Genomic DNA, 20,377 nt, shown 5'->3' on the forward strand with positions numbered 1-20,377 from the left:
CCGGTCGGGTCCTGGGGCCATCTCCCCGCGGGACCGGACACCGCGTTCCGGGACCTCGAAGCGGTCCCGGAACGCGGCAGGAGATCCGGTCAGGGGTAGTTGACCAGGTTGGCCTCGTTGGTGCCGGAGTTGGACGGGCCGCCCGTCGTGTTGATGATGTTGCGGATCGTGCCGACGCCGCCGAGTGACACCGTCACCATGTTGTGGAAACGGACGCCCGGCGTGTTCGGCACCTCGAACGCGCGGGCCGCCACGACGCCCGGGTTGACGTTGAAGTAGCAGTAGCTGCCCAGACCCCACGCCTCGTGCGTGGTGACCGAGTCGGCCACCTTGTACGCGGCGTAGCCCTGCGTGCTCCCGTTCATCCAGGCGGCCTGGTTGGGCGGGTCGTAGGGCATCTCGTTCTGGTAGAAGTACGTCCGGCCGCCGTTGCCGTTCCAGACGGTCTGGTGCTGCTGGTAGTGCTCGACGAACAGGCCGTACATCGTGACGTCGTCACCGTTGACGGTCAGCCCGTTGGCCGCGGTGTTGCTGTTCCATCCGATGCCGCTGCCGTGGTCGCCGCGCCAGATCCACAGGTGGTCGCCGATCACGTTGTCACTGTTGACGACGAGGCTCTGGGTGGCCTTGCCGACGGCCGCGCCGCCGACCCGGAAGTACACGTCGTGCAGCGACGTCGGGTTGGCGGCGTGGCTCGCCGACGATCCCGCGGGGCCGACCTGCATCAGCATGGCTGAGTTGGTCGTGCCCGCGTCGATGAGCAGCCCGGCCACCTTGACGCCGTCCACGTCGGCGACGGTCATCGCGGTCACGCCGTTGTCGGGGATCAGCGTGGCCAGGCCCAGGCCGAGCACGACGGTGTTGGCCCGGGTCACCCTGATCGTGTCGTTGAGGTGGTAGACGGCGGGGGTGAACAGCAGGTTCAGCCCCTGCGCGAGCGCCGCGTTGATGTCCGCCGCGGTGTGGCCGGGCTTGACGACGAAGAACTGATCGATCGGGATCGAGGTGCCCGCCGGGTTGCCGCCGGTCCACGTGGTGCCGACGGAGTTCGTCCGCAGCGCCGGCACGAACACCTGGTAGGCGCCGGCCTGGTCGACGTACAGGAACGGCTTCTCCCGCACGACCGGCGTGGTCGCCACCCTGGTGTACGGCGGGTCCGGGAAGTTGCCCGCGGGCGGGTTGTCGACGCCCACGAACACCATGTTCCAGTTGGAACCGGTCCAACCGCCCCACTCGGCGTTGCGCGACAGCCACTGCTGCTGCGAGCCCGACCTGACCTGGCCGTCGATCTTCGAGTCGGCGATGAAGCCGCCGCTCGACCAGCCGCCGTCGTCGAGCTGCAGGTTGCCGCGCAGGTGCATCCGCCGGTACGAGGCGGCCTGCGAGACCGCCCAGCGGTCGGTGCCCGAGGGCGGGGTGACCGACAGGTTCTCGGCGCCGCGCCAGAAGTTGTGGGTCGCGTTGCCCTGGAACCAGTCGGCCTCGGCGTGCACGGCGCCGTTGATGGTGACGTTGTCGGGGGACAGGCCGAGGCCGGCGATCTGCGTGTAGAAGCCGATGTTGGCGTCCACCGAGTACGAGCCGGGCTTGAACAGCAGGGCGAAGCGGTTGCCGCCGAACTGGTTGGTCTGCTGCTGGCTGAAGACCGAGTTCAGCCTGGCCTGGATGGTCGCGGTGGGCGTCGACGGGTCGAAGATGCTCACGTTCGGGCCGAGGTCGGGGTTGTTCCCGGTCGGCGGCGGACTGCCCAGGCTGAAGGACTGGGCGGTCGTGCCGTTGCACGTGTACTGCTGGAGCTGCACGCTGTCCCCTGTCGAGGCGCCCGGCACGTCGAGGCACTTGCCGCTGTGCCGGTTGACGAAGTGGTAGAAGCCGCCGGGTTCCTCCACGGCCTGCCACTGCTGGTTGTTGCCGCCGGAGTACGACCAGAGCTGGACGGGGGCGCTGTCGGCGGTGGAGACGTTCGTGACGTCCCACGCCTGGGCGTCGTTGTTGCCGTTGTTGACCCGGTGGAACCCGCCGCTGGTCGGCTGGAACCGCCAGAGCTGGGCGGTCGTGCCGTTGCACGCGTACTGCTGGACGACGGTGCCGTTGGCGGTCGCGGCGGCCCGCGCGTCCACGCACTTGCCGCTGTTGCGGCTGATCACGGTGGTGAGCCCGGCCGGCGGGGCGGCCTGCGCCGTGCCGGGCAGCACGACCAGGAACGCCGCGACCACGGCGAGCGCCATGAGGATGTGCCTCATCCGGTCCTCCTGGAGTCCCGCCGTGACGCGGGTGAGATACGGGCTCGCCGGGGCGGTGCCCCGGCGGAACCGGTGGTGGCGGGTGCCGGCGCGGCGACCGCGCCCGGGAGCGGCGGTGGGGGGTGCTGCGAGGTCACGGTGGCTCTTCTCTGTGGTGTTCTCTTCCTGTGCCGCGGTGCGTGCGCCCTGGCGCCGGGCACCGCCGGCCCGTACGCGAGGTGACGGACCCGGGATCCTTTCCATCGGCTCGAAGGAGCGCCCCGATAACTTCAGCTCTTAAATTAAATCGGATCAAACACGGGGGGCAGGAGGCTTGTCAATAGGAAAGTTTACAAACAGTAGTTACGCGGGCGTCCCGGACGAGTCCCGCCACGCGGCCCGGTGCAGGCGGGCGGTCAGCGTCCGCAGATGCTCCACCAGCTCGGGCGGCTCGTGGACCTCGAACTCGAAGCCGAACGCGGCCACCCAGACCGCGAGATGGTCGAGGCTGTCGGAGCCGATGCGCAGGACGCAGGTGTCGTCGTCCACGGGTTCCACCACGCCGATGGTGGGGGGAACCTCCTCGGCCACCGCCCTGGCCGAGCCGTGCATGGTGAGCACGGCCCGGTAGCGGTGGCGGTCCGTGGTCATGCCCCTGGCGAAGTACCCGGCCAGGTCGTCGGCGGGAAGCGGCCTCGGAGCGAAGCGGGGGCCGGTGGGGACGCGCGGGGACAACCTGTCGACGCGGAACCTGCGCCAGTCCGACCTCTCGGCGTCCCAGGCGAAGAGGTACCATCGCCGCCCGCCGTTGACCAGGCGGTAGGGCTCCACGTCCCGCACGCTCTCCGAACCGTCGTGGGAGACGTAGTCGAACCGCAGCCGCCGGTGGTCGCGCACCGCCGAGGCGATCGCGGTCAGCGTCGAGGGATCGACGGTGGGGCCCGGCATCGGCATGGTCACCATGGCCGAGCTCAGCGTGCTGACCCGGTAGCGCAGCCGCGGGGGCAGCACCTGGTCCAGCTTGGCCAGCGCCCGTACGGAGGTCTCGGCGATGCCGGTGACCGCGCCCGCGGTCGCCGTCCGCAGCCCGACCGCCACCGCGACCGCCTCCTCGTCGTCGAGCAGCAGCGGGGGCAGCGAGGCGCCCGCGGCCAGCTGGTAGCCGCCGCCGACGCCACCGGTCGCGTTGATCGGATACCCCAGGAGCCGCAACTTGTCGACGTCGCGGCGCACGGTCCGCGGGCTCACCCCCAGCCGCCCGGCCAGCTCCGCGCCCGACCAGTCCCGGTGGGCCTGCAACAGCGCCAGCAGGCGGAGCAGCCGAGCCGAAGTTCCCAACATAAGGTGATTTTTCCATCTATCGCGGACAGGAGTTGACCGCGAATGCTCCTAACGTCTGCGCCATGACCACAGAAAATCCGATGACCGTTCTCGTGACCGGCGCCACCGGCACCGTCGGCCGCCCCCTCGTCGAGCAGCTGCTGGCCGCGGGACACCGGGTCCGCGCCCTCACCCGGAACCCGGCGAAGGCGAACCTCCCCGCGGGCGCCGAGGTGGTGGCGGGCGACCTGGCCGACACCGCGACCCTGCCCGGGGCCTTCTCCGGTGTCGACGCCGCGCACCTGATCGGCTTCAGCGGGGAGGACTTCGCGCCGCTGACCAACGGCGCCGAGATCGTGGACCTGGCGAGGAAGGGCGGCGTACGCAAGGTGACGGTGCTCAAGGGGGACGTGACGAAGAGCCCGCTGGAGGAGGCCGTCGAGGCCGGCGGCCTGGAGTGGACCCACCTGGCGCCGGTGGAGTTCATGTCCAACACCCTGGAGTGGGCGGAGTCCGTGCGGGACGAGGGCGTCGTCCGCGAGGCGTTCGCCGGCGCCAGGAGCGCCATGATCCACGAGGCGGACATCGCCGCGGTCGCCGCGACCGCGCTGACCGCCGACGGCCACGCGGGTCAGGAGTACTGGCTGACCGGTCCGCAGGCGCTGACCCCGCCGGAGAAGGTACGCGTGATCGGCGACGTCCTCGGCCGTGAGGTGCGCTACATCGAGCTCACCGGGGACGAGGTCGTCGCGGAGTGGCGCCGGACCGGCTACTCCGACGAGGACGTCGAGTTCTTCCTGACCATGCGGACCAACCCGCCCGAGGCGGGCTACACCGTGCTCCCCACCGTGGAGAAGGTCACCGGGAAACCGGCCAGGACCTTCGCCGAGTGGGTACGGGAGAACGCCGCCGCCTTCGGCTGATGCCGTTCGTACCGAACGGGGACCGGTTCCACTCGTGATACGGCGCGACCGGTCCCCGGGATCCTTCATGACCCGGGCGCCGCCGGTCGGTTGCCGGCGGCGCCCCATCCTGCGGCCGGGACTACTCGAGACCGAAGGCGCGGGTGATGGTCTGGGTGACGCCACCGCCGTTGCGCTGCTCGGCGGTGACGCGGATGGATACGTGTTCGGCTCGGTGCGGTGCGTCCAGGGACGCCCGCCAGGTGCCCTTCCTCTCCTTCAGGCTCTGCCGCCGCCAGCCGGCGCCGTCGTCGTAGGAGACCTCGAGCTCGACCGTGGAGACCGTGTCCCGGGCGGGGTCGCCGCCGAGTACCACCGGTGTGATGGAGAGGTCCGTTCTGCGCTTCGCCCGGCCTGCGGCGTCCAGGTCCGTCCCGTAGTCAAGCTGGACCAGGGGGACGGCCCGCACCCCCTCCTCGGGGGCGCCGGAGGTGAAGCGCCACTCGGTCCGGGTGGCGGTGGAGTAGGGGTTGATCCTGCCGTCGTTCTCGGTCTCGACCACCAGCCGGTACGGCAGCTGCTGCGGTGCCAGCTCACCGACGTTGAGCCTGGGCCAGCCTTCGACCCGGACCAGTTGCCTGTCGCCCTGGTACATCGTGGCCCTCTGCGACTGGCCGGACCCGCCGCTGTGCGCGGCTCCCGCGTCGCCGAACCCCTGGATGTAGGCGCTGAGCCCGTTCTCGCCGCGGTACGGGATGTCGCTGCCGATCATGCGTGGCCGGTAGATGGGGCCGTACCAGCGGTCCTGCTGGACGCTGCCCGGCCGGTAGGACAGAATGTCGGTCTTCGACGTTCCCCAGCCGTCCAGAACGGTGTTCTGCTGCCATTTGACCCCGTCCCCGGCGGAGACCCAGTCGGTACGCCGCCCCGGCGCGACCGGCTTCAGGGCGAAGGGAAAGGCAGAGTAGTACTCGTAGGGCGGGTAGTCCACCCGCGACTCGGTGACCTGATTCCCCGGCGGCGGGGTGAAGTCGAGATCGATCCGGGCGAGGTCACGCGGACCCGTCTTGGCGGAGGGGTCCTCGGGCACCTGCCCGATGTGGTAGTCGACCAGGTCGTACAGGTACTTCGGCGCGGGGTGGGCCTCGACCGTCAGCCGGACCCCGGGCCTGCCCGCGGCGAGCTCGTCGATCAGCGCCTTCCCCTCGTCCATGGTCAGCGAGGCGACCGGGAGCGGGCCGGTCGAGACGGCGTCGGGGGCGCCGTACCAGTCGCTCCCGCGGCCGGCGCCGTCGTTGACCACCAGGAGCAGCGCCGCGCCGGCGGCGTGCGCCGCCGCTGCCTGATCCGCCGGGGCCACGGCGCCGCCGCGGATGACCACGGCCTTGCCGCGGGCGGACAGGCCGGCGTAGTCGGCCGGTGAGCCGGTGCCGGCGAAGACGGCGTCCAGCCGTGAGGTGCCGTCCGGCAGCGGACGGGAACCGGGCTGGACGAGGGTGCCGTCGAGGTGGTGGCCGGGGTAGGTGATCCGCAGCGGGGTCTGCTCGGCGCGGATCCTGGTGGTGAGGACGAAGCTGCCCTGCTTCACCTTCTCCTGCGTGGGGAGGGCCCACAGGCTGTCATACGTGGCGGACGGCATGATCGTCTCTCGCAGGGCGCCCCAATCTTGGGGCGTGGGCTCCTTCGAGGTGAAGGAGCGGTAGATGTCGAGCCGGCTGTCGACCACGGCGCTCGGCCGGGATGTCGCCACCTTCACCTGGCGTGCCCGCGAGGCGTCGAGCACCACCTCCCGATCGGTCGTCAGGTCGACCTCGGGAGCGGCCAGCACCGCGAGACCGAGGGAGTTCGGTCCGTGCAGACCTGTCACGTCCGGGAAGGACAGGACCGTGTAGGAGCCGGGGGCGAAGCGGCTGGTGAGCGTCCCGTCCTGGACCCACATGAAGGCGCTGGTCCCGTCGGCGCCCCTGATCTCGACATCGCCGTTCACGAGCCGGCCGGCGCGGTCCTTCAGGCGCACGGTGAGGTCGTACTTCTCGGATTCGACGGCGACGCCCACGGCCGTGTGCACGTCACCGGATGCGTGCCGGGCCCTGACCTGGGCGGCGTACTGACCCGCCGCGAGCCCGTCCGGGTCCACCGTGACGCCGACCGTCGAGGTCCCGCGGGCGGGCACCGTGACGTGGTCGGCGGCGAGCGTGAACGCCCGCGCGGGGGAACCGCCGGGGGCGACGGTGAGCTCCAGGGTGAGGGGGCTGCCCGTGGTGTTGGTGTAGGTGATCTCCCGCTTGATCGGCTGCCGCTGCGTACCGGGCGACCACGGGACGAGTCCCGCGTCCACCGATCCGGTCGCGACGATCTGGTCCCGCAGGTAGGCGGCGGCCACGTCCAGCCGGCCGGTGCCGGCCTGGTAGGGGGTGTAGTCGGGGGTCGGCACGCTGGTGCTCATCAGAGCGTCCTTGATCTGCCGCCCGGTCCACTCCGGGTGCTTCTGGGCCAGCAGCACCGCCGCCCCGGCGACGTGCGGCGTCGCCATGGAGGTACCGCTCTCCACGCGGTAGTAGCCCTCGCCTCCGTTCATGTACTGCGAGCGCGCCGCCAGTACGTCCACGCCGGGAGCTGTCAGGTCGGGCTTGAGCCCGTCGTCGCCCGTGCGCGGGCCGGCGCTGGAGAAGCCGGCGAGATGGTCGGAGGCGTCCACCGCGCCGACGGTGAGCGCGGCGTCCGCCGTTCCGGGCGCGCTGACGCTGTAGGGACTCTGCCCGCTGTTGCCCGCGGCGATGACGAAGAGCGCGCCCGTCTCGGCGCTCAGCAGGTTCACGGCCTGGCTCAGCGGATCGTCCTGGGTGTGCCAGACGCCGACCCCCAGGCTCATGCTGATCACCTTGGCGCGCTGGGTGCGCGCCGCCCACTCCATGCCCGCGATGATGCCGGATATCGGCCCGGAGTTGGTGTCGTCGAGGACCTTGCCCACCACCAGGTCGGCGCCGGGGGCGACGCCCCGCTCCTTGCCGCCGGACGCGGCGCCCGTGCCGGACAGGGTGGAGGCGGTGTGGGTGCCGTGCCCGTTCCGGTCGACGACCTCCTCGCCGGGGACGAAGCTCTGGGAGGCCACGACGCGGTCCGCCAGGTCCGGATGGGTGGGGTCGACCCCGCTGTCCAGGACGGCGACCCGGACCCCGGCGCCCGTGCCCCCCGCGGCCCAGGCCGCGGGGGCGCCGATCTGTGCCGTGGTGTCGGCGAGGGTCGCCTTCGCCTTGCCGTCAAGCCACACCTTGTCGATGCCGGCGGTGAACCGGGGCGTCACCGCGGCCTTCGGCGTGCCTTCGGCCCGGGCCGAAGGCGGCTGCCCGGCGCCGGTGAGGGCCGACCAGAAGGTCGTGGCCTCCGCCCGGCGGGCGCGGACCGCCGCGCCGCGTACGGAGGGAAGGCTCAGAGTGGTCTCGGCTCCCGGCAGCGGCGGGCGGTCGGCCCTGAGGGCAGCCGAGTCTTTCGTGTGGGTGACGATCAAAGGGAGTTCACTGCTGCGCGCGTCGTCGTAGCCCAGGTCTATGAGCTGGGTCACGTCGAAGAGTTGCCTGTCGAGCCGGCCGGTCGCGACGTAGGCGACGGCCTCGTCGGGATACACGTAAGTGTGCCCGCGTTCGGTGGCGACGCGCACCGAGCCGGTGGCGCCCGGTGCGCGTACGACGTCCACCAAGGGGGGGCCGTCGGATCTCCGTGTCACCTTCACCTTGTCGCCGGTGATCAGCGTTACCGTGACGGGCGCGGGTCGCGCGCCGCCGGCCGGGGCCGGTGTCACCGTGGGGGGTGAAGCGGCGCTGTAGGCCACCACCGGGGTGACCATGACAGCGACCAGGGCTGCGGCGAACGATGCCGCAGTGCTCCAGGGGGTAGGGAGCCTCACATTGCCTCCGTAGTTGGCGATCGGGACGAATACGATCACCTCTGGACAGGCGCTGTAAAGCACTTGTTATTACTATATTGTTACTGAAACACGTATTTTCTTTACTTTTCGGTCATATGGTCATATATCGGACAGTTGTTCCATGTCTGGCGCCGTCCCGCCCGGTACCGCAACACCATTTCGTGGTCGAGTGGCCTGGCCGTATGTCGAGTACGGTGACCGCCGAGGAACTTCGCGTGCGGATGGCGGGCCTGGGCGAGATGTTCACGCGGACGGCGGGCCGCTTCGGGAGGGGGGTGAACGCCGGCCGCGGGGGCTGTTCCGGTGTTTGCCCGGCCTCGGAACGCGGGGATACGCTCCATCCTGTTTAAGGACGATATTTATCTATAAATCTCGCCTGTTCACATCGGTTTTCGCGGGTGACCAGGACGATCATCCGTCCGGGGCGGTGACGGACCCCATTCCCGAATCCGCTGGAGCGTGAAGATGACCTTCGAGGGCCTCGACCCCCGCACGCCGGTGCTCGTGGGCGTCGGGCAGTCGTCCGAGCGGATCGGCGAGCCCGGCTACCGGCGGCTGTCGCCCGTCGAGCTCGCGGCGGCCGCGGTCCGCGAGGCTCTCGCCGACACCGGCGCGGACCCCGCACGGGTCGCCGCCGCCGTCGACACCGTGGCGGGGGTGCGCCAGTTCGAGATCTCCGCGCCCGGCGTCCCGGCGCCGCTGGGCAGGTCAACCAACTACCCCCGCTCCGTCGCCGCCCGGGTGGGAGCGGACCCCGGCCGGGCGATCCTGGAGGTGGCGGGCGGGCAGGCGCCCCAGCACCTGGTCAACGAGCTCGCCGCGACGATCGCGGCGGGATCCTCGCGGGTGGCCCTCGTCGTCGGGTCCGAGGCCATCTCGACGGTGCGGCACCTGGCAGGGGCCGAGGACAGGCCCGATTTCGCGGAGACGGCCGAAGGTGATCTGGAGGACCGGGGCTACGGGCTCGAGGGCATGGTCTCCCCGTTCCTGGCCGCGCACGGGCTGGCGGGCGCGCCGAGCCAGTACGCGCTGCTCGACAACGCGCGCCGGGCCCGCCTCGGGCAGACGAGGCAGGAGTACGCGGCCGGGATGGGGGCGCTGTTCGCCCCCTTCACCAAGGTCGCCGCCGCCAACCCGCACGCCGCCGCCCCCGTCGAGCGCGGCCCCGAGGAACTGGTCACCCCGACCGAGGGCAACCGGCTCATCGCCGAGCCCTACACCCGCTACCTCGTCGCGCGCGAGAAGGTCAACCAGGGGGCGGCCGTCCTGCTGATGTCCGTGGCCGACGCCCGGCGTCTCGGCGTCCCCGAGGAGAGACGGGTCTTCCTGCACGGCCACGCCGATCTGCGCGAGCGCGACCTGATGGACCGTGCGGACCTCGGTGCGGGGCCGGCCTCCGTCATGGCCGCCGGACACGCCCTGGACCTGGCCGGCATCGGGGCGGAGGACCTGCACGCCATCGACCTGTACAGCTGCTTCCCGATCGCCGTCTCCAACATCTGCGACGGCCTCGGCCTGGCCGCCGACGACCCGCGCGGGCTGACGGTCACCGGCGGCCTGCCCTTCTTCGGCGGAGCAGGCAACAACTACTCGGCGCACGCGATAGCCGAGATCGTCCAGCGGCTCCGCGCCAGGCCCGGCTCGTACGGCATGGTGGGGGCCAACGGCGGGATGCTGAGCAAGTACTCGGTCGGCGTCTACTCGACCACCCCCGCCGGGTGGCGCCAGGACCGCAGCGCCGCGCTGCAGGCCGAGATCGACGTCTGGCCCGCCGTCCGGCAGGCCGTCCGGGCCGACGGCCGGGGCACGATCGAGACCTACACCGTCAGGCACCGGCGTGACGGCACCCGCGTCGGCATCGTGATCGGGCGGCTCGACGCCGACGGCCGCCGCTTCCTGGCGACGACCGCCGGCGGTGACGAGGAGGCGCTCGCCCTGCTCGGCGACGGCGAGCCCATCGGCCGGCGCGTCCACGCCCGCTCCTTCGAGTTCGGCAACCGGGTGACCGCCGGCGACGCCGGGACGGGCGGCTGACATCGGACACGATCGCCGCCGTCACGCGGCCGCCGGGAGCGTGGGACGGGCTCATGATCGGAGACAGGCTCCATCGAGGCGCGTTTCCCGGAACCGCGCGTCCGCCACGTTTCCCGCGGTCACGGGTTCCGGAGAGTGGCCGCACAGGTGGTCGTGAAGCGGCCGCGCTAGGCTGGGTGGCGAGGGTCCCGCCGATGCCGGGGTCCTTGCGGCGGTGGGGCCCGCCGCACTCGACCGCGGCACCCGCTGCCGCCAACGGTCCCTACCCGTGACAGGTCGTGCCCGCCCAGCCGTTCCGGGCACCCACCACGTGTGGGGAGAGGCATGCGTACGAACCAGGCGAGGTTCACGGTGGCGATCGAGCCCATCGACCCCGACGCGGATCCACCCGGTCCGGCCGGTGCGGCCGGTGCGCGCGGCGCGTCGCGTCGCTCCCATCGCGTGGTCCTGGCGGTGATCGCCGCCGGTGGCGCGATCGGTACGGGGGCACGCTACGGCGCCATCCTGCTGTGGCCGGCCGCGGCCGGCTCCTTCCCGTGGACCACGCTGGCGGTGAACGCGGCCGGTTGCCTGCTCATCGGTGTTCTCCTGGTCGTGCTCACCGAGGCGTGGGCCGCGCCGACCTGGGTACGCCCGTTCCTGGCCACCGGCGTGCTGGGGGGTTTCACCACCTTCTCCACCTACTGCCTGGACATCGAGCGCCTGGTCTCCGCCGGCCGGCCCGGTCTGGCGTTCGGTTACCTGGCGGCGACGGTCCTGGCGGCGCTGGCCGCGGTGGTGGCCGGCACGTGGACCACCCGCCGGCTCCTGGCGAGGACGACGAGGACGACGAGGACGACGAGGACGACGAGGACGACCAGGACGACGAGGACGACGAGGACGACCAGGACGACGAGGACGACGAGGACGACCAGGACAGCGAGAACGAGGAGCGCGAGGAGGAGAGCGCGATGATTCCAGCCGGACGGGCGCTGCGGTTGACGATCTTCGTCGACGACACCGACACCTGGCACCACCGACCCCTGTACACCGAGATCGTGCACCGTGCCCACGCCGCCGGGCTGGCCGGGGCGTCGGTCTTCCACGGCCTCGAGGGCTTCGGCACCACCTCGATCGTGCACACCAGCCGGCTGTTGTCGATGGCCGACGAACTGCCGGTGGCCATCACGATCGTCGACACCGAGGAGCGGATCCGCGCCTTCCTGCCACAGCTGGACGACCTCCTCACCGAGGGGCTGGCCATCCTGGACGAGGTCGAGGTCGTTCGCCACCGGGGCGGGCGGCCGGCGTGAGCGGGCCGCAGAACTGGCTTCCGGTGCTGCTCGGCGGTGCCGTCGGGGCACCGCTGCGCTATCTGACCGACCGGGCCGTGCAGGCCCGCCACGACACGGTCTTCCCCTGGGGGACCTTCACCGTCAACGTGGCCGGCTCGCTGGTCCTGGGCGTCCTGACCGGGGCGGCGCTGTCCGGCGCGGTGGGCACCGGCGTGCAACTGCTGCTCGGCACCGGGTTCTGCGGGGCGCTGACCACGTACTCGACGTTCTCCTACGAGACGCTGCGGCTGGCCGAGAGCGGCGCGATCCTCTTCGCGGTGACCAACGTCGTCGCCTCCGTCGTCGCCGGTCTGGGGGCGGTGTTCCTCGGTCTCGCCCTCGCTCAGGCGATCTTCGCGTGACCTTCTTCCACGGAGGTCCGGAAGCGAAGGTCCGGAAGACGCCCGGTCCCGGGGGCGGGGAGAACCGTGCGACGTCACCTCGGGCTCGCGGTGCCCGGGGTCGCGCGGGCGGACGCCGTCAACCACCCCCTCGAAGATCCGTTTTGCGACCGTCGCGCAGCACCTTGACTCCGCGCGGCACCTCCACCCTGAACCGGGCGTCGCAGAGCGCGAGCCCGGTGCAGCCCGCCTCCAGATCGAGGACGCCGCCCCTGAGATCCCACCGGAGCGTTTTCGAGCTGCCCGCCCTGGCGTCGAACCAGCGGGTGACCTTGACGTCCTCGCGGTCGGCGGCGACCAGGTCCGTCGGGATCTCGTGCGACTTCACGTTCAGCGTCCTGCCGCTGAAGGCGAAGGTCTTCTCCTCGGGGGGCGCGTTCCCGGCGTTCACCGAACAGGCGGTCAGGCCGCCGATCAGCGTGGTGATCGCACAGCAGACCAGAACGCGCGTCGTGACGGGCGATGTCAACGGATCCTCCAGGGATGGGCCGGGGGCGTGAGCGCGCCGTCCGGCGCGCTTCCCGAGGATTTCCCGGCGGCGGAATCCAGTGCATCGGCTGTTCGGCCGATATCAGCCGCGATCGAGTGGCCGAACTGCCACGATCGGCCGCATCGGCTGTGCCTGCCGGTGCCGGCCGTGCCGTCGCGCCAGGCGTCCTGCCGTGCGGGCCGGTCGTCGCCGTCGAAGGGCCGGGCACGACGGCGACGCGACCGCCGCGCGGGACTTCTCAGGTGGTCGAGAGCACCTGGTGGAGCCTGGCGGCGAACGCCTCGGGCTCGGAGCCGAAGCCCCCGTGGTCGCCGGGGAACGCCGCGGGCCGCGTGCCGAGCAGGCCGGCCACGGCGGCGGCGGCCCGGTACGGCGGCTCGCCCTCCGCCTTCTCGCCCACCGCGGCCACGACGCGCACCGAGGACGCCCTGAGCGCCGCGCCGTCGAGGGTGTACCGGGAGAACGGCGGCACCTCGTAGCCGATGAAGAACTCCGCGTTCCTCTCCAGCCGCGCCAGCATCTCCATCGTTTCCGGGTCCGGTGCCCCCTGCGGTGCCTGCGCGCCTCCCGGGATGCGTTCCGGCCCCTCGGCCGCCGGGTCACCCTCCGCCCGCTCGCTCTCCACCCGCGCATCCTCCGCCCGCTCGCCGTCGCTCGCCGCGAACGCGGCGGAGAGGGCCTGCATGGCGGCCCCGGCGCCCTCCTTGGCGAACGCGTCCTCCACGTCCCGGACGACGCCGCGCCAGCGGTCGCGGTCGGGCAGCAGCTCGAAGAGCGGCGGCTCGTGGGAGACCAGGACGCGCACCTGCTCGGGGTGGCGGGCGGCCAGCTCCAGGCCGATGATCGCCCCAGAGCTGTTGCCGAAGACGTACGCGGGATCGTCGGCGGTGACGCCCGCCTCCACCAGCACGCGGTGCGCGTCGTCGGCGTGCGTCTCGATGCTCTGCGGCTCCGGCGGCCCGTCCAGGGGGCTGCGCGAGTTGCCGCGCCGGTCGTAGGTCACCACCGTGTAGCGGTCGGCGAGCCGCCGGGCCAGCTCGGCGTATCCGGCGGCGTCGTAGACCCCGCCGCAGATCAGCAGAAGAGTCGGGCCCGAGCCGCGGATCTCGTGGTGAAGGGTCGCGCCGGGCACCTTCAGGGTGCTCGTCTTCATGGGCCGCATGCTCGTGTCTCCTCGGTGCTTGCCGGTCTCGGTTCGGCCGGTCACCGAGGTGTCGGAGCCGCGGCCGCCTTCTCGACATCCTCGCGCAAGATTTCCCTGGAGAATTCCGCGTGCCGTCACAAGTCACGATCTAGGTGGGTTCCGGGGGCTCGTACTCACTGTACGGAACCCGGCCCGGCGGGCCCGGCCGTTCAGCCTTTCATCCGCCGGACCTTGAGGACGTTGTCCCTGCGGGTGGTGGGCCGCCCGTCGGGGTCGTTCTGGATCCGGTCGTGTTCCTCGCAGAGCAGTACCTCCCACTCCCCGTCCGGGAGTTCCAGGCTTTCCAGGACCTCCTCCGGGGTGGGCAGGTGCACGTCGGGATGGGGATTGTGCTCCCAGGCGGGGAACCCCGCGTGCCCGACGACGAGGAGCGTCCCGCCGGGCGCGACCGCCGAGGCGGCGGTCCGCAGGATCTTCTCTCGCGGCATGTCGCCGGGGGAGTGCAGGAAATGGGCGGAGACGAGATCGAAGACGCCGTCGGGGAAGGAGGATCCCAGATCGTGCCGTTGCCAGTCGACGAGGCCGGCGACGTCCGCCGCCGCGGCGTGCCGGGCGGCGCGCTCCAGGGCGACGCCGGAGATGTCGGTGGCGGTGACGCGCCATCCCCGTTGTGCGAGCCAGATCGCGTCGGCTCCCTCGCCGCATCCCAGGTCCAGGGCGCTGCCCGGCTCCACGCCGGTGATCTCGCGGACCAGGATGACGTTGGGGTTCCCGCTCCAGATCCGGTCGCTCTCACCGTAGCGAAGGTCCCAGAACTCCTCCTCCGGGATGGCGTCGTCCTTCGTGGGGGTGCCCTCCCGCGTGTGCCCGTGCCGGTCGGCGGCGCGGCGGGCGGCCACGGCCCGGCGGGTCTCCTCGGCGATCAGGTCGGCGTTGATCGCCGCGCCGGCGCGCACGCCCGCGGCGGCGGCGCCGATGACCTGCTCGGTCAGGGCGGCGACGTTTCCGGCCACCCACACCCCCGGCAGTGCCGTCGCCCCGGAAGGGTCGGCCGCGATGTGGCTGCCGACCACGTGCCCGCCCATCTCCTGGTCGGTCGTCTCGAGACCCAGGCCGGTGAGGAGGCCGGAGCGGGCGGTGAAGCGCGGGGTCACCACGACGGCCTGGCGGGAGATCACCCGGCCGTCGGCCAGGCGTACGCCGGTGAGCCGGTCGTCCGTCACCTCCAGCGCCGCCACCCGTCCCTCCACCACGGCGATGCCGCGGGCGGCGAGCCGCTCGTGCTCCTCGGCGCCGAATTCGGGCGCGGTGTGCAGGAAGAGGGTGACGTCCTCGCTCCACTGCCGCCACAGCAGGGCCTGGTGGACCGCGAACGGTCCGGTGGCCAGGACGCCGATCGCCTGGTCGCGCACCTCCCAGCCGTGGCAGTACGGGCAGTGCAGGACGTCGAGCCCCCATCGTTCCGCGAGCCCCGGCACCCGGGGCAGCTCGTCGACCAGGCCGGTGGTCACCAGCAGCCGGTCCGCCACGACCGAGGACCCGTCTTCGAGGACGACGCGGAAGTCCCCGCCTTCCAGCCGCTCGGCCGCCACGACGTCGCCCTTCACGACCTCGCCGCCGTAGCCGGTCACCTCCGCGCGTCCCGTGGCCAGCAGTTCCGCGGGGGGCACGCCGTCGCGCGTCAGGTAGGAACGCACGTGGGCCGCCGGGGCGTTGCGCGGCCGGCCCGCGTCGATCACCAGCACCGAGCGTCGTGCCCGTGCCAGGGTCAGCGCCCCGCTCAATCCGGCGGCGCCACCGCCGACGACCACCACCTCGTAGCGCCGTTCCCCGTTCGAGGGGGCGGTCACCGTCTGTTCCGTTCGTTCGGTCATGTGTGATACCTCCGTTCACCGCAAATAGTCCGCCCCCATCCCGGAAGTTGACAAAATTCCTTGCCGGAACAGCAAATAGAGGCATGGCAGACGACACCTTCGCGAGCGTGCTGACCGCCGTGGGCCCGCGGCTGCGGGCGCTGCGCCGTGCCCGCGGCACCACCCTCGCCCAGCTGAGCGAGACGACCGGGATCTCGCTCAGCACCCTCTCGCGCCTGGAGGGCGGGCAGCGCAAACCGACCCTGGAGCTCCTGCTGCCCCTGGCGAAGGCGTACGGCGTGCAGCTGGACGAGCTGGTCGGCGCGCCGGCGACCGGTGACCCCCGCGTGCACATGCGTTCCTTCACCCGGCACGGCATGACCTTCGTGCCGCTCGCCCGCCATCTCGGCGGCCTGCGCTCCTACAAGCAGATAATCCCGGGCAGGCCGCACGGGAACGCGCCGCTGGAACAGCGGGCGCACGAGGGCTACGGGTGGCTCTACACCCTGTCCGGCCGGTTGCGGCTGCTCCTGGGCGAGCACGACCTCGTCCTCAGCGCCGGCGAGGTGGCCGAGTTCGACACCCGCACCCCGCACGGGTGGGCCGCCGCAGGTCCTGAGCCGGTCGAGCTCCTCGGCCTGTTCGGGCTGCAGGGCGAGCGAATGCACGTGCGGGCCAGTCCCGTCGGCAGGTGACCCGCGTACCGGTGGCGGTGGCCGGTACGCGGGCGGCGGGGCCTACGTGCCGAGGACCGGGAGCAACTGCTCCTCCTCGTAGGTCAGGTGCCTTTCGAGCTCGTCGGTGAGCCGCTCGACCTCGGCGAGCACGAGCGGGGGGTCCGCGCCCTCGGTGGAGAGGATCTCCCGCAACTCCTCGATGAGGACCGCGATCCTCTCGTGTTCCCGGCCCAGCCGCTTCAGGGTCGGGGCGAGTTCGGGGTGGTGTCCGGCGAGGAAGGGGAACATCGCGATGTCCTCGCCGGTGTGGTGGTTGTGCAGCCCCTGGCAGAGGGTGAGGCAGTTCACCCGCAGCTGGGCGCCCAGGCCGGCACCCGACTCGGTGACCTCCTTGCGGATCAGGGAGAGCTCCCGCCGGAACATGTCGTGGACCAGCTTGAGAGTCTCGCCCGCCGACGACGCTTTCGGCGGCCCGCTGTCGACCCCCTGAAGGGCGACCACGGGGATGACGCGCGTCGTCCTGGCCTGGTAGTCGGCCCACCCGGGGTCGGCCTCGGCCGCGCGGGCGAAGAGGCGGTCGCGTTCGGCGCCCTCCAGGACGACGGCTCGTGCCTCGTAGGTGAAGAGGCCGTCCTCGACCGTGACGAGAGGGTCGGCCACCAGGTTGTGGAACCAGGCGGGGTGGTTCGGCGCGCCACCGGCCGAGGCGATGACCAGGACCCGCTCGCCGCCGTCGGGAAGGTAGCCGAGCGGGGTCGTGTGCCGGGCGCCGGATCGCGCCCCGACGGTGGTCAGCAGGAGCAACCGGGCTCCCTCGAAGGGACCACCGACCTTCCCGCCGTTGGCGCGGAACTCCTCGATGACCTGCTGGTTGAATTCGATCGGCATTCTCTGTTTTCTTCTCCAGGATCGATGGTCCCGCGGGCTGTTCGCGGGCATGACGACATCACCACGGGGCGACCGCGACCGTGGTGCGGGAAAGTGGTGCGGGAAAGGAGGGAAGGCGCGCCGGACGACCGGCCGGTGCCGGTTCGCGGGTGGCGCTGGATCGGCGACGGTCGTCGACGACCGGCACCGGGAGAGCACGTGGGTGTCACGCGGAACGTGGCGGCCACAGGAAACGCGAAGACCGTGGAACGAAGACCACGGGAGACCATGGGGGGCCACGGGAAACGTCGCGCTGAACGCGCGGAAGGAAGGAAAGGGTGGGCCTCTGGCCCGCCCGGGGCTCACGCCTCGGCCGGGTGCCCTACTCGCTGTTGGCCAAAGGCCGACCCGGCAGTCACGAGGTCAACCGTAGTGCCACCGACGCGCCAAGGCAACGCCGCGCCCGCGACGCCGGGTGATCGACGTCCGACTATTCACTTGGTGTATATATCGGATGTATAGTCGCGATCATGTCTACCGGACACGTCATGCTCGGGCTGCTCGCCGAGCGGTCCAAGCATGGGTACGAGCTCAAACGCGAGCATGACCAGCGCCTGCCGGGTGCCAGGCCGCTCGCGTACGGACAGGTCTACGCGACGTTGCAGCGCCTGCAGCGGGACGGGTTCGCCGAGGTGGCGGAGACCGTGCGGGAGGGCGGCCCCGAACGCACGGTGTACGCGATCACCGAGGAGGGCCTGGCCGAACTGGCCCGGTGGCTGGAACAGGTGGAGGCGCCCGCGCCGCACGTCTCCAGCGCGCTCGTCTCGCGCGTGGTGGTGGCGATCGTCGCCGGTGGCGCCGCCGACGGGTACCTGGTCAGGCAGCGCGCCGCCCATCTGGCGCGGATGCGCGAGCTCACCGCGGAGCGGGCCTCGGGGTCGCCCGCGCAGGTGCTCGCCGCCGACTACGCGCTCCAGCACCTCGACGCCGACCTGCGCTGGATCGAGACGGCCATGGAACGACTCGCGGATCTTAAGGAGGAGATGGATGCTTGAGGCACGCGCGTTGCGCAAGACCTTCGCCGGGACCGTCGCGCTGGACGGCGTGTCCGCGGAGATCGGTGACGGGGAGATCGTCGCGATCACCGGGCCGAGCGGCTCGGGCAAGTCGACGCTTTTGTACTGCCTGGCCGGGATCATCCGTCCCGAGTCGGGGGAGGTCCACTTCGACGGGCGGCGCGTCGACACTCTCGACGACGCCGACCGCACGAAGCTGCGCAGGCAGAGCTTCGGTGTCGTCTTCCAGTCGAGCAGGCTGGTTCCCGAGCTGACCGCCGAGGAGAACGTGGCGCTGCCGCTGCTGTTCAACCGGCACGGACGCCAGGAGTCGATGCTGGCCGCCCGGTCCCGGCTGGAGAGGCTGGACGTGGCCGGCTGCGCGGCCCGGCGGCCCGGCGAGCTGTCCGGCGGCCAGCTGCAGCGGGTCGCCGTGGCCCGCGCTCTGGTCACCGGCCCGCGGGTGGTCTTCGCCGACGAGCCGACCGGCGCGCTCGACTCGCTGGCCGGTGAGCGGGTGATGGACGAGCTCGTCGGCACGGCGCGCGCGGACGGCACCACGCTGGTGATCGTCACCCACGACAACCGGGTGGCCGCCTACGCCGACCGGGAGGTCGCGCTGCGCGACGGCAGGCTGTCCGGGGTGACCGTGTGATCGCCGTGATGCGGATGCTCGCCAGGGGCGGGTCGCGGCGCGAGCGGGTACGGGGGCGTCTGATGGCCGCGGGGGCGGCGCTCGCGACCTTCCTGCTGTGCGTGGCGGCGAACCTGCTGGCGTTCGGCCTCGGCCTTTCGATACACCCCGAGGGCTTCCTGGTCGAGACGCGGATCGAATACCTGGGCTTCTTCTCCGGCCGGGACGCGCGGCTGCTCACCGCGCTGGCGCTGGCCCTGCTGGTCGTGCCCACGATGGCCTTCGTCCACCAGGTGAGCCGCCTGGCCACCGCGACGCGGGAGCGGCGGCTGGCCGCGCTCCGGCTGGCCGGGGCCACGCCGCGCGAGGTGCGCCTGCTCGGGGCCTACGAGAGCGGGTGGCGGGCCCTGCTGGGCGGGGTGTCCGGCATCGCGCTGTACCTGGTGGCGAACCTGGCGTTGGCGGGGGCGCTGGAGGGCGCGGTGCCCCTGGTCCCGGCGGCGCAGATCGTGGCGATCCTCGTCGCGGTGACGCTCGCCGGGACGCTGTCCGGGCTGATGGCGGGGCGGCACGTGGTGACCTCCCCGCTGGGCGTGGTCCGGCGGACGCCCCCGGCCGGTCCCCGGGCGCGCGACCTGGTGCTGGTCGCGGTGGGTGCCGGGCTGCTCGTCGCCGGGCTCGTCGGCAAGGGAAAGTTCCCCGGCGGGCCGTACGCCGCGGTGCTGTCCATAACGGCAGGCATGGTGCTCCTGCTGTTCGGCCTGGTCCTCGGCGCCGCGTGGCTGATCAGGGCCGCCGCCCGGCGGGTCGGCGGCCGTACCGGGTCGGCGGAGACCCTGCTGGCCGCCCGGATGGTCGAGGCCGACCCCCGGGGATGGGCCCGCGCGCTGTCGGTGGTGGGGCTGACCGTGTTCTTCGGCTCCGTGGTCGGAGTCCAGCAGGGGCCCGCTTTTGTCCGGGGCGATCTCGATCCTTCCCGGGTCGTGGCCTATCTGCTCGTGGACCTCGCCCTGCTGGTCGCCCTGGTCACCTCGGCCGCCGCCCTCGTGGTGCACCAGGCGGAGGACCTGCTGGACCACCGGCACTCGTTCGCGGCCCTGGCCGCCTCGGGCGTGCCCGGTCCCGCGCTGGGCCGGGTCCTCACCCGGCAGGCGCTCATCGCGGCGCTGCCGGTGTGCGTCGTGGCCGCCGTCGCGGGGGTGGGAGTCTTCGTCTCGTCGCTGTGGGACACCTACCGCGAGATGCCGGAGGCGTTCGCCGTCGCCGCCGCCCGGGCGGTGCTCATGGTGGGGATCGGGGTGCTGGCCGCGACGCTGGTGGCGCGGGCCGCCCGGCCGATCCTGCGCCGGACGCTGCGGACGGAGGAACTCCGCGACGAGTGAGGGGGAGCGGGGTTGTTGTGTGAACATGGGAGTGAGGGTGGCTCTCCCTGAGCTTCCCCGGCTCTTCCCGGATTCACGAGCCCTTACTTCACGAGTCTCGGGTTCGTGAGTCTCGGGTTCGTGAGCCTTGGGTTCGTGAGCCTTGGTCTCACGGGTTT

Annotated in this window: 16 protein-coding genes; 9 read left to right on the plus strand and 7 right to left on the minus strand. The window is 72.0% G+C overall.

The genetic code is table 11. The features are described from left to right. Positions 1-89: 89 nt before the first annotated feature. Entirely contained in the window at positions 90-2,243 is a 2,154-nt protein-coding gene (locus tag ACVCAG_RS32040) for an RICIN domain-containing protein (RefSeq protein ID WP_440087061.1), read from the minus strand. Between the two features lie 342 nt (positions 2,244-2,585). Beyond that, positions 2,586-3,563, minus strand: coding sequence for a WYL domain-containing protein (locus ACVCAG_RS32045; protein ID WP_440087059.1), 978 nt, complete (start codon positions 3,561-3,563; stop codon positions 2,586-2,588). A gap of 62 nt (positions 3,564-3,625) precedes the next feature. Here ACVCAG_RS32045 and ACVCAG_RS32050 point away from each other — a divergent pair, with 62 nt between their 5' ends. Next, positions 3,626-4,465 carry an NmrA family NAD(P)-binding protein gene (locus tag ACVCAG_RS32050; protein WP_440087058.1) on the plus strand — a complete coding sequence of 280 codons (840 nt, stop codon included), beginning with the start codon at positions 3,626-3,628 and terminating at the stop codon, positions 4,463-4,465. A gap of 121 nt (positions 4,466-4,586) precedes the next feature. Here the strand turns inward: ACVCAG_RS32050 and ACVCAG_RS32055 are convergent, their stop codons facing one another. Further along, positions 4,587-8,348 (minus strand): S8 family serine peptidase, encoded by a 3,762-nt coding sequence (locus tag ACVCAG_RS32055; RefSeq protein WP_440087057.1) that lies wholly within the window; start codon positions 8,346-8,348, stop codon positions 4,587-4,589. 486 nt (positions 8,349-8,834) lie between these two features. Here ACVCAG_RS32055 and ACVCAG_RS32060 point away from each other — a divergent pair, with 486 nt between their 5' ends. The 4 genes from ACVCAG_RS32060 to crcB all read left to right on the plus strand — a co-directional run bounded on the left by ACVCAG_RS32060 (position 8,835) and on the right by crcB (position 12,078). Beyond that, entirely contained in the window at positions 8,835-10,403 is a 1,569-nt protein-coding gene (locus ACVCAG_RS32060; RefSeq protein ID WP_440087056.1) for an acetyl-CoA acetyltransferase, read from the plus strand. Between the two features lie 324 nt (positions 10,404-10,727). Next, complete coding sequence (locus tag ACVCAG_RS32065) at positions 10,728-11,357, plus strand: fluoride efflux transporter FluC (RefSeq protein ID WP_447190991.1); 630 nt, start codon at positions 10,728-10,730, stop codon at positions 11,355-11,357. Continuing rightward, the gene (locus tag ACVCAG_RS32070; RefSeq protein ID WP_440072199.1) at positions 11,354-11,695 is read left to right on the plus strand and encodes a DUF190 domain-containing protein; all 342 of its coding nucleotides are present in this window, start codon (positions 11,354-11,356) and stop codon (positions 11,693-11,695) included. Before ACVCAG_RS32065 ends, ACVCAG_RS32070 begins: the two co-directional genes overlap by 4 nt. After that, positions 11,692-12,078, plus strand: coding sequence for a fluoride efflux transporter CrcB (gene crcB, locus ACVCAG_RS32075; protein WP_440087054.1), 387 nt, complete (start codon positions 11,692-11,694; stop codon positions 12,076-12,078). Before ACVCAG_RS32070 ends, crcB begins: the two co-directional genes overlap by 4 nt. A gap of 118 nt (positions 12,079-12,196) precedes the next feature. Here the strand turns inward: crcB and ACVCAG_RS32080 are convergent, their stop codons facing one another. From ACVCAG_RS32080 to ACVCAG_RS32090, 3 genes are all read right to left on the minus strand, one after another. After that, the gene (locus ACVCAG_RS32080) at positions 12,197-12,586 is read right to left on the minus strand and encodes a hypothetical protein (RefSeq protein ID WP_447190992.1); all 390 of its coding nucleotides are present in this window, start codon (positions 12,584-12,586) and stop codon (positions 12,197-12,199) included. A gap of 259 nt (positions 12,587-12,845) precedes the next feature. Beyond that, complete coding sequence (locus tag ACVCAG_RS32085) at positions 12,846-13,760, minus strand: alpha/beta hydrolase (RefSeq protein ID WP_447190993.1); 915 nt, start codon at positions 13,758-13,760, stop codon at positions 12,846-12,848. Positions 13,761-13,960: 200 nt separating this feature from the next. Beyond that, positions 13,961-15,625, minus strand: coding sequence for an FAD-dependent oxidoreductase (locus ACVCAG_RS32090; RefSeq protein ID WP_447190994.1), 1,665 nt, complete (start codon positions 15,623-15,625; stop codon positions 13,961-13,963). A gap of 83 nt (positions 15,626-15,708) precedes the next feature. Between ACVCAG_RS32090 and ACVCAG_RS32095 the strand changes: the two genes are divergently transcribed. After that, positions 15,709-16,299, plus strand: a complete 591-nt coding sequence (locus tag ACVCAG_RS32095) for a helix-turn-helix domain-containing protein (RefSeq protein ID WP_440087049.1) — start codon at positions 15,709-15,711, stop codon at positions 16,297-16,299. Between the two features lie 42 nt (positions 16,300-16,341). Here ACVCAG_RS32095 and ACVCAG_RS32100 read toward each other — a convergent pair whose 3' ends face one another. Beyond that, positions 16,342-17,169, minus strand: a complete 828-nt coding sequence (locus ACVCAG_RS32100; protein ID WP_447190995.1) for a nitroreductase/quinone reductase family protein — start codon at positions 17,167-17,169, stop codon at positions 16,342-16,344. A gap of 509 nt (positions 17,170-17,678) precedes the next feature. Here ACVCAG_RS32100 and ACVCAG_RS32105 point away from each other — a divergent pair. From ACVCAG_RS32105 to ACVCAG_RS32115, 3 genes are read left to right on the plus strand one after another with little or no spacing between them, the layout of a single operon-like run. Next, the gene (locus ACVCAG_RS32105; RefSeq protein ID WP_440087047.1) at positions 17,679-18,203 is read left to right on the plus strand and encodes a helix-turn-helix transcriptional regulator; all 525 of its coding nucleotides are present in this window, start codon (positions 17,679-17,681) and stop codon (positions 18,201-18,203) included. Beyond that, a complete protein-coding gene (locus tag ACVCAG_RS32110) occupies positions 18,196-18,858 on the plus strand; it encodes an ATP-binding cassette domain-containing protein (RefSeq protein ID WP_440087046.1) in 663 nt (220 codons plus the stop codon). Before ACVCAG_RS32105 ends, ACVCAG_RS32110 begins: the two co-directional genes overlap by 8 nt. Then, a complete protein-coding gene (locus ACVCAG_RS32115; protein WP_440087045.1) occupies positions 18,855-20,219 on the plus strand; it encodes an FtsX-like permease family protein in 1,365 nt (454 codons plus the stop codon). The genes ACVCAG_RS32110 and ACVCAG_RS32115 overlap by 4 nt, the downstream gene beginning before the upstream one ends. Positions 20,220-20,377 lie beyond the last annotated feature (158 nt).

Source organism: Streptosporangium sp. G12, from assembly GCF_052983175.1.

Bases quoted from the DNA above. Each gene is read 5' to 3' on its own strand.
- ACVCAG_RS32040 (WP_440087061.1), bottom strand. From the start codon at position 2,243: ATGAGGCACATCCTCATGGCGCTCGCCGTGGTCGCGGCGTTCCTGGTC.
- ACVCAG_RS32045 (WP_440087059.1), bottom strand. From the start codon at position 3,563: ATGTTGGGAACTTCGGCTCGGCTGCTCCGCCTGCTGGCGCTGTTGCAG.
- ACVCAG_RS32050 (WP_440087058.1), top strand. From the start codon at position 3,626: ATGACCACAGAAAATCCGATGACCGTTCTCGTGACCGGCGCCACCGGC.
- ACVCAG_RS32060 (WP_440087056.1), top strand. From the start codon at position 8,835: ATGACCTTCGAGGGCCTCGACCCCCGCACGCCGGTGCTCGTGGGCGTC.
- ACVCAG_RS32065 (WP_447190991.1), top strand. From the start codon at position 10,728: ATGCGTACGAACCAGGCGAGGTTCACGGTGGCGATCGAGCCCATCGAC.
- ACVCAG_RS32070 (WP_440072199.1), top strand. From the start codon at position 11,354: ATGATTCCAGCCGGACGGGCGCTGCGGTTGACGATCTTCGTCGACGAC.
- ACVCAG_RS32085 (WP_447190993.1), bottom strand. From the start codon at position 13,760: ATGAAGACGAGCACCCTGAAGGTGCCCGGCGCGACCCTTCACCACGAG.
- ACVCAG_RS32090 (WP_447190994.1), bottom strand. From the start codon at position 15,625: ATGACCGAACGAACGGAACAGACGGTGACCGCCCCCTCGAACGGGGAA.
- ACVCAG_RS32095 (WP_440087049.1), top strand. From the start codon at position 15,709: ATGGCAGACGACACCTTCGCGAGCGTGCTGACCGCCGTGGGCCCGCGG.
- ACVCAG_RS32100 (WP_447190995.1), bottom strand. From the start codon at position 17,169: ATGCCGATCGAATTCAACCAGCAGGTCATCGAGGAGTTCCGCGCCAAC.
- ACVCAG_RS32105 (WP_440087047.1), top strand. From the start codon at position 17,679: ATGTCTACCGGACACGTCATGCTCGGGCTGCTCGCCGAGCGGTCCAAG.
- ACVCAG_RS32110 (WP_440087046.1), top strand. From the start codon at position 18,196: ATGCTTGAGGCACGCGCGTTGCGCAAGACCTTCGCCGGGACCGTCGCG.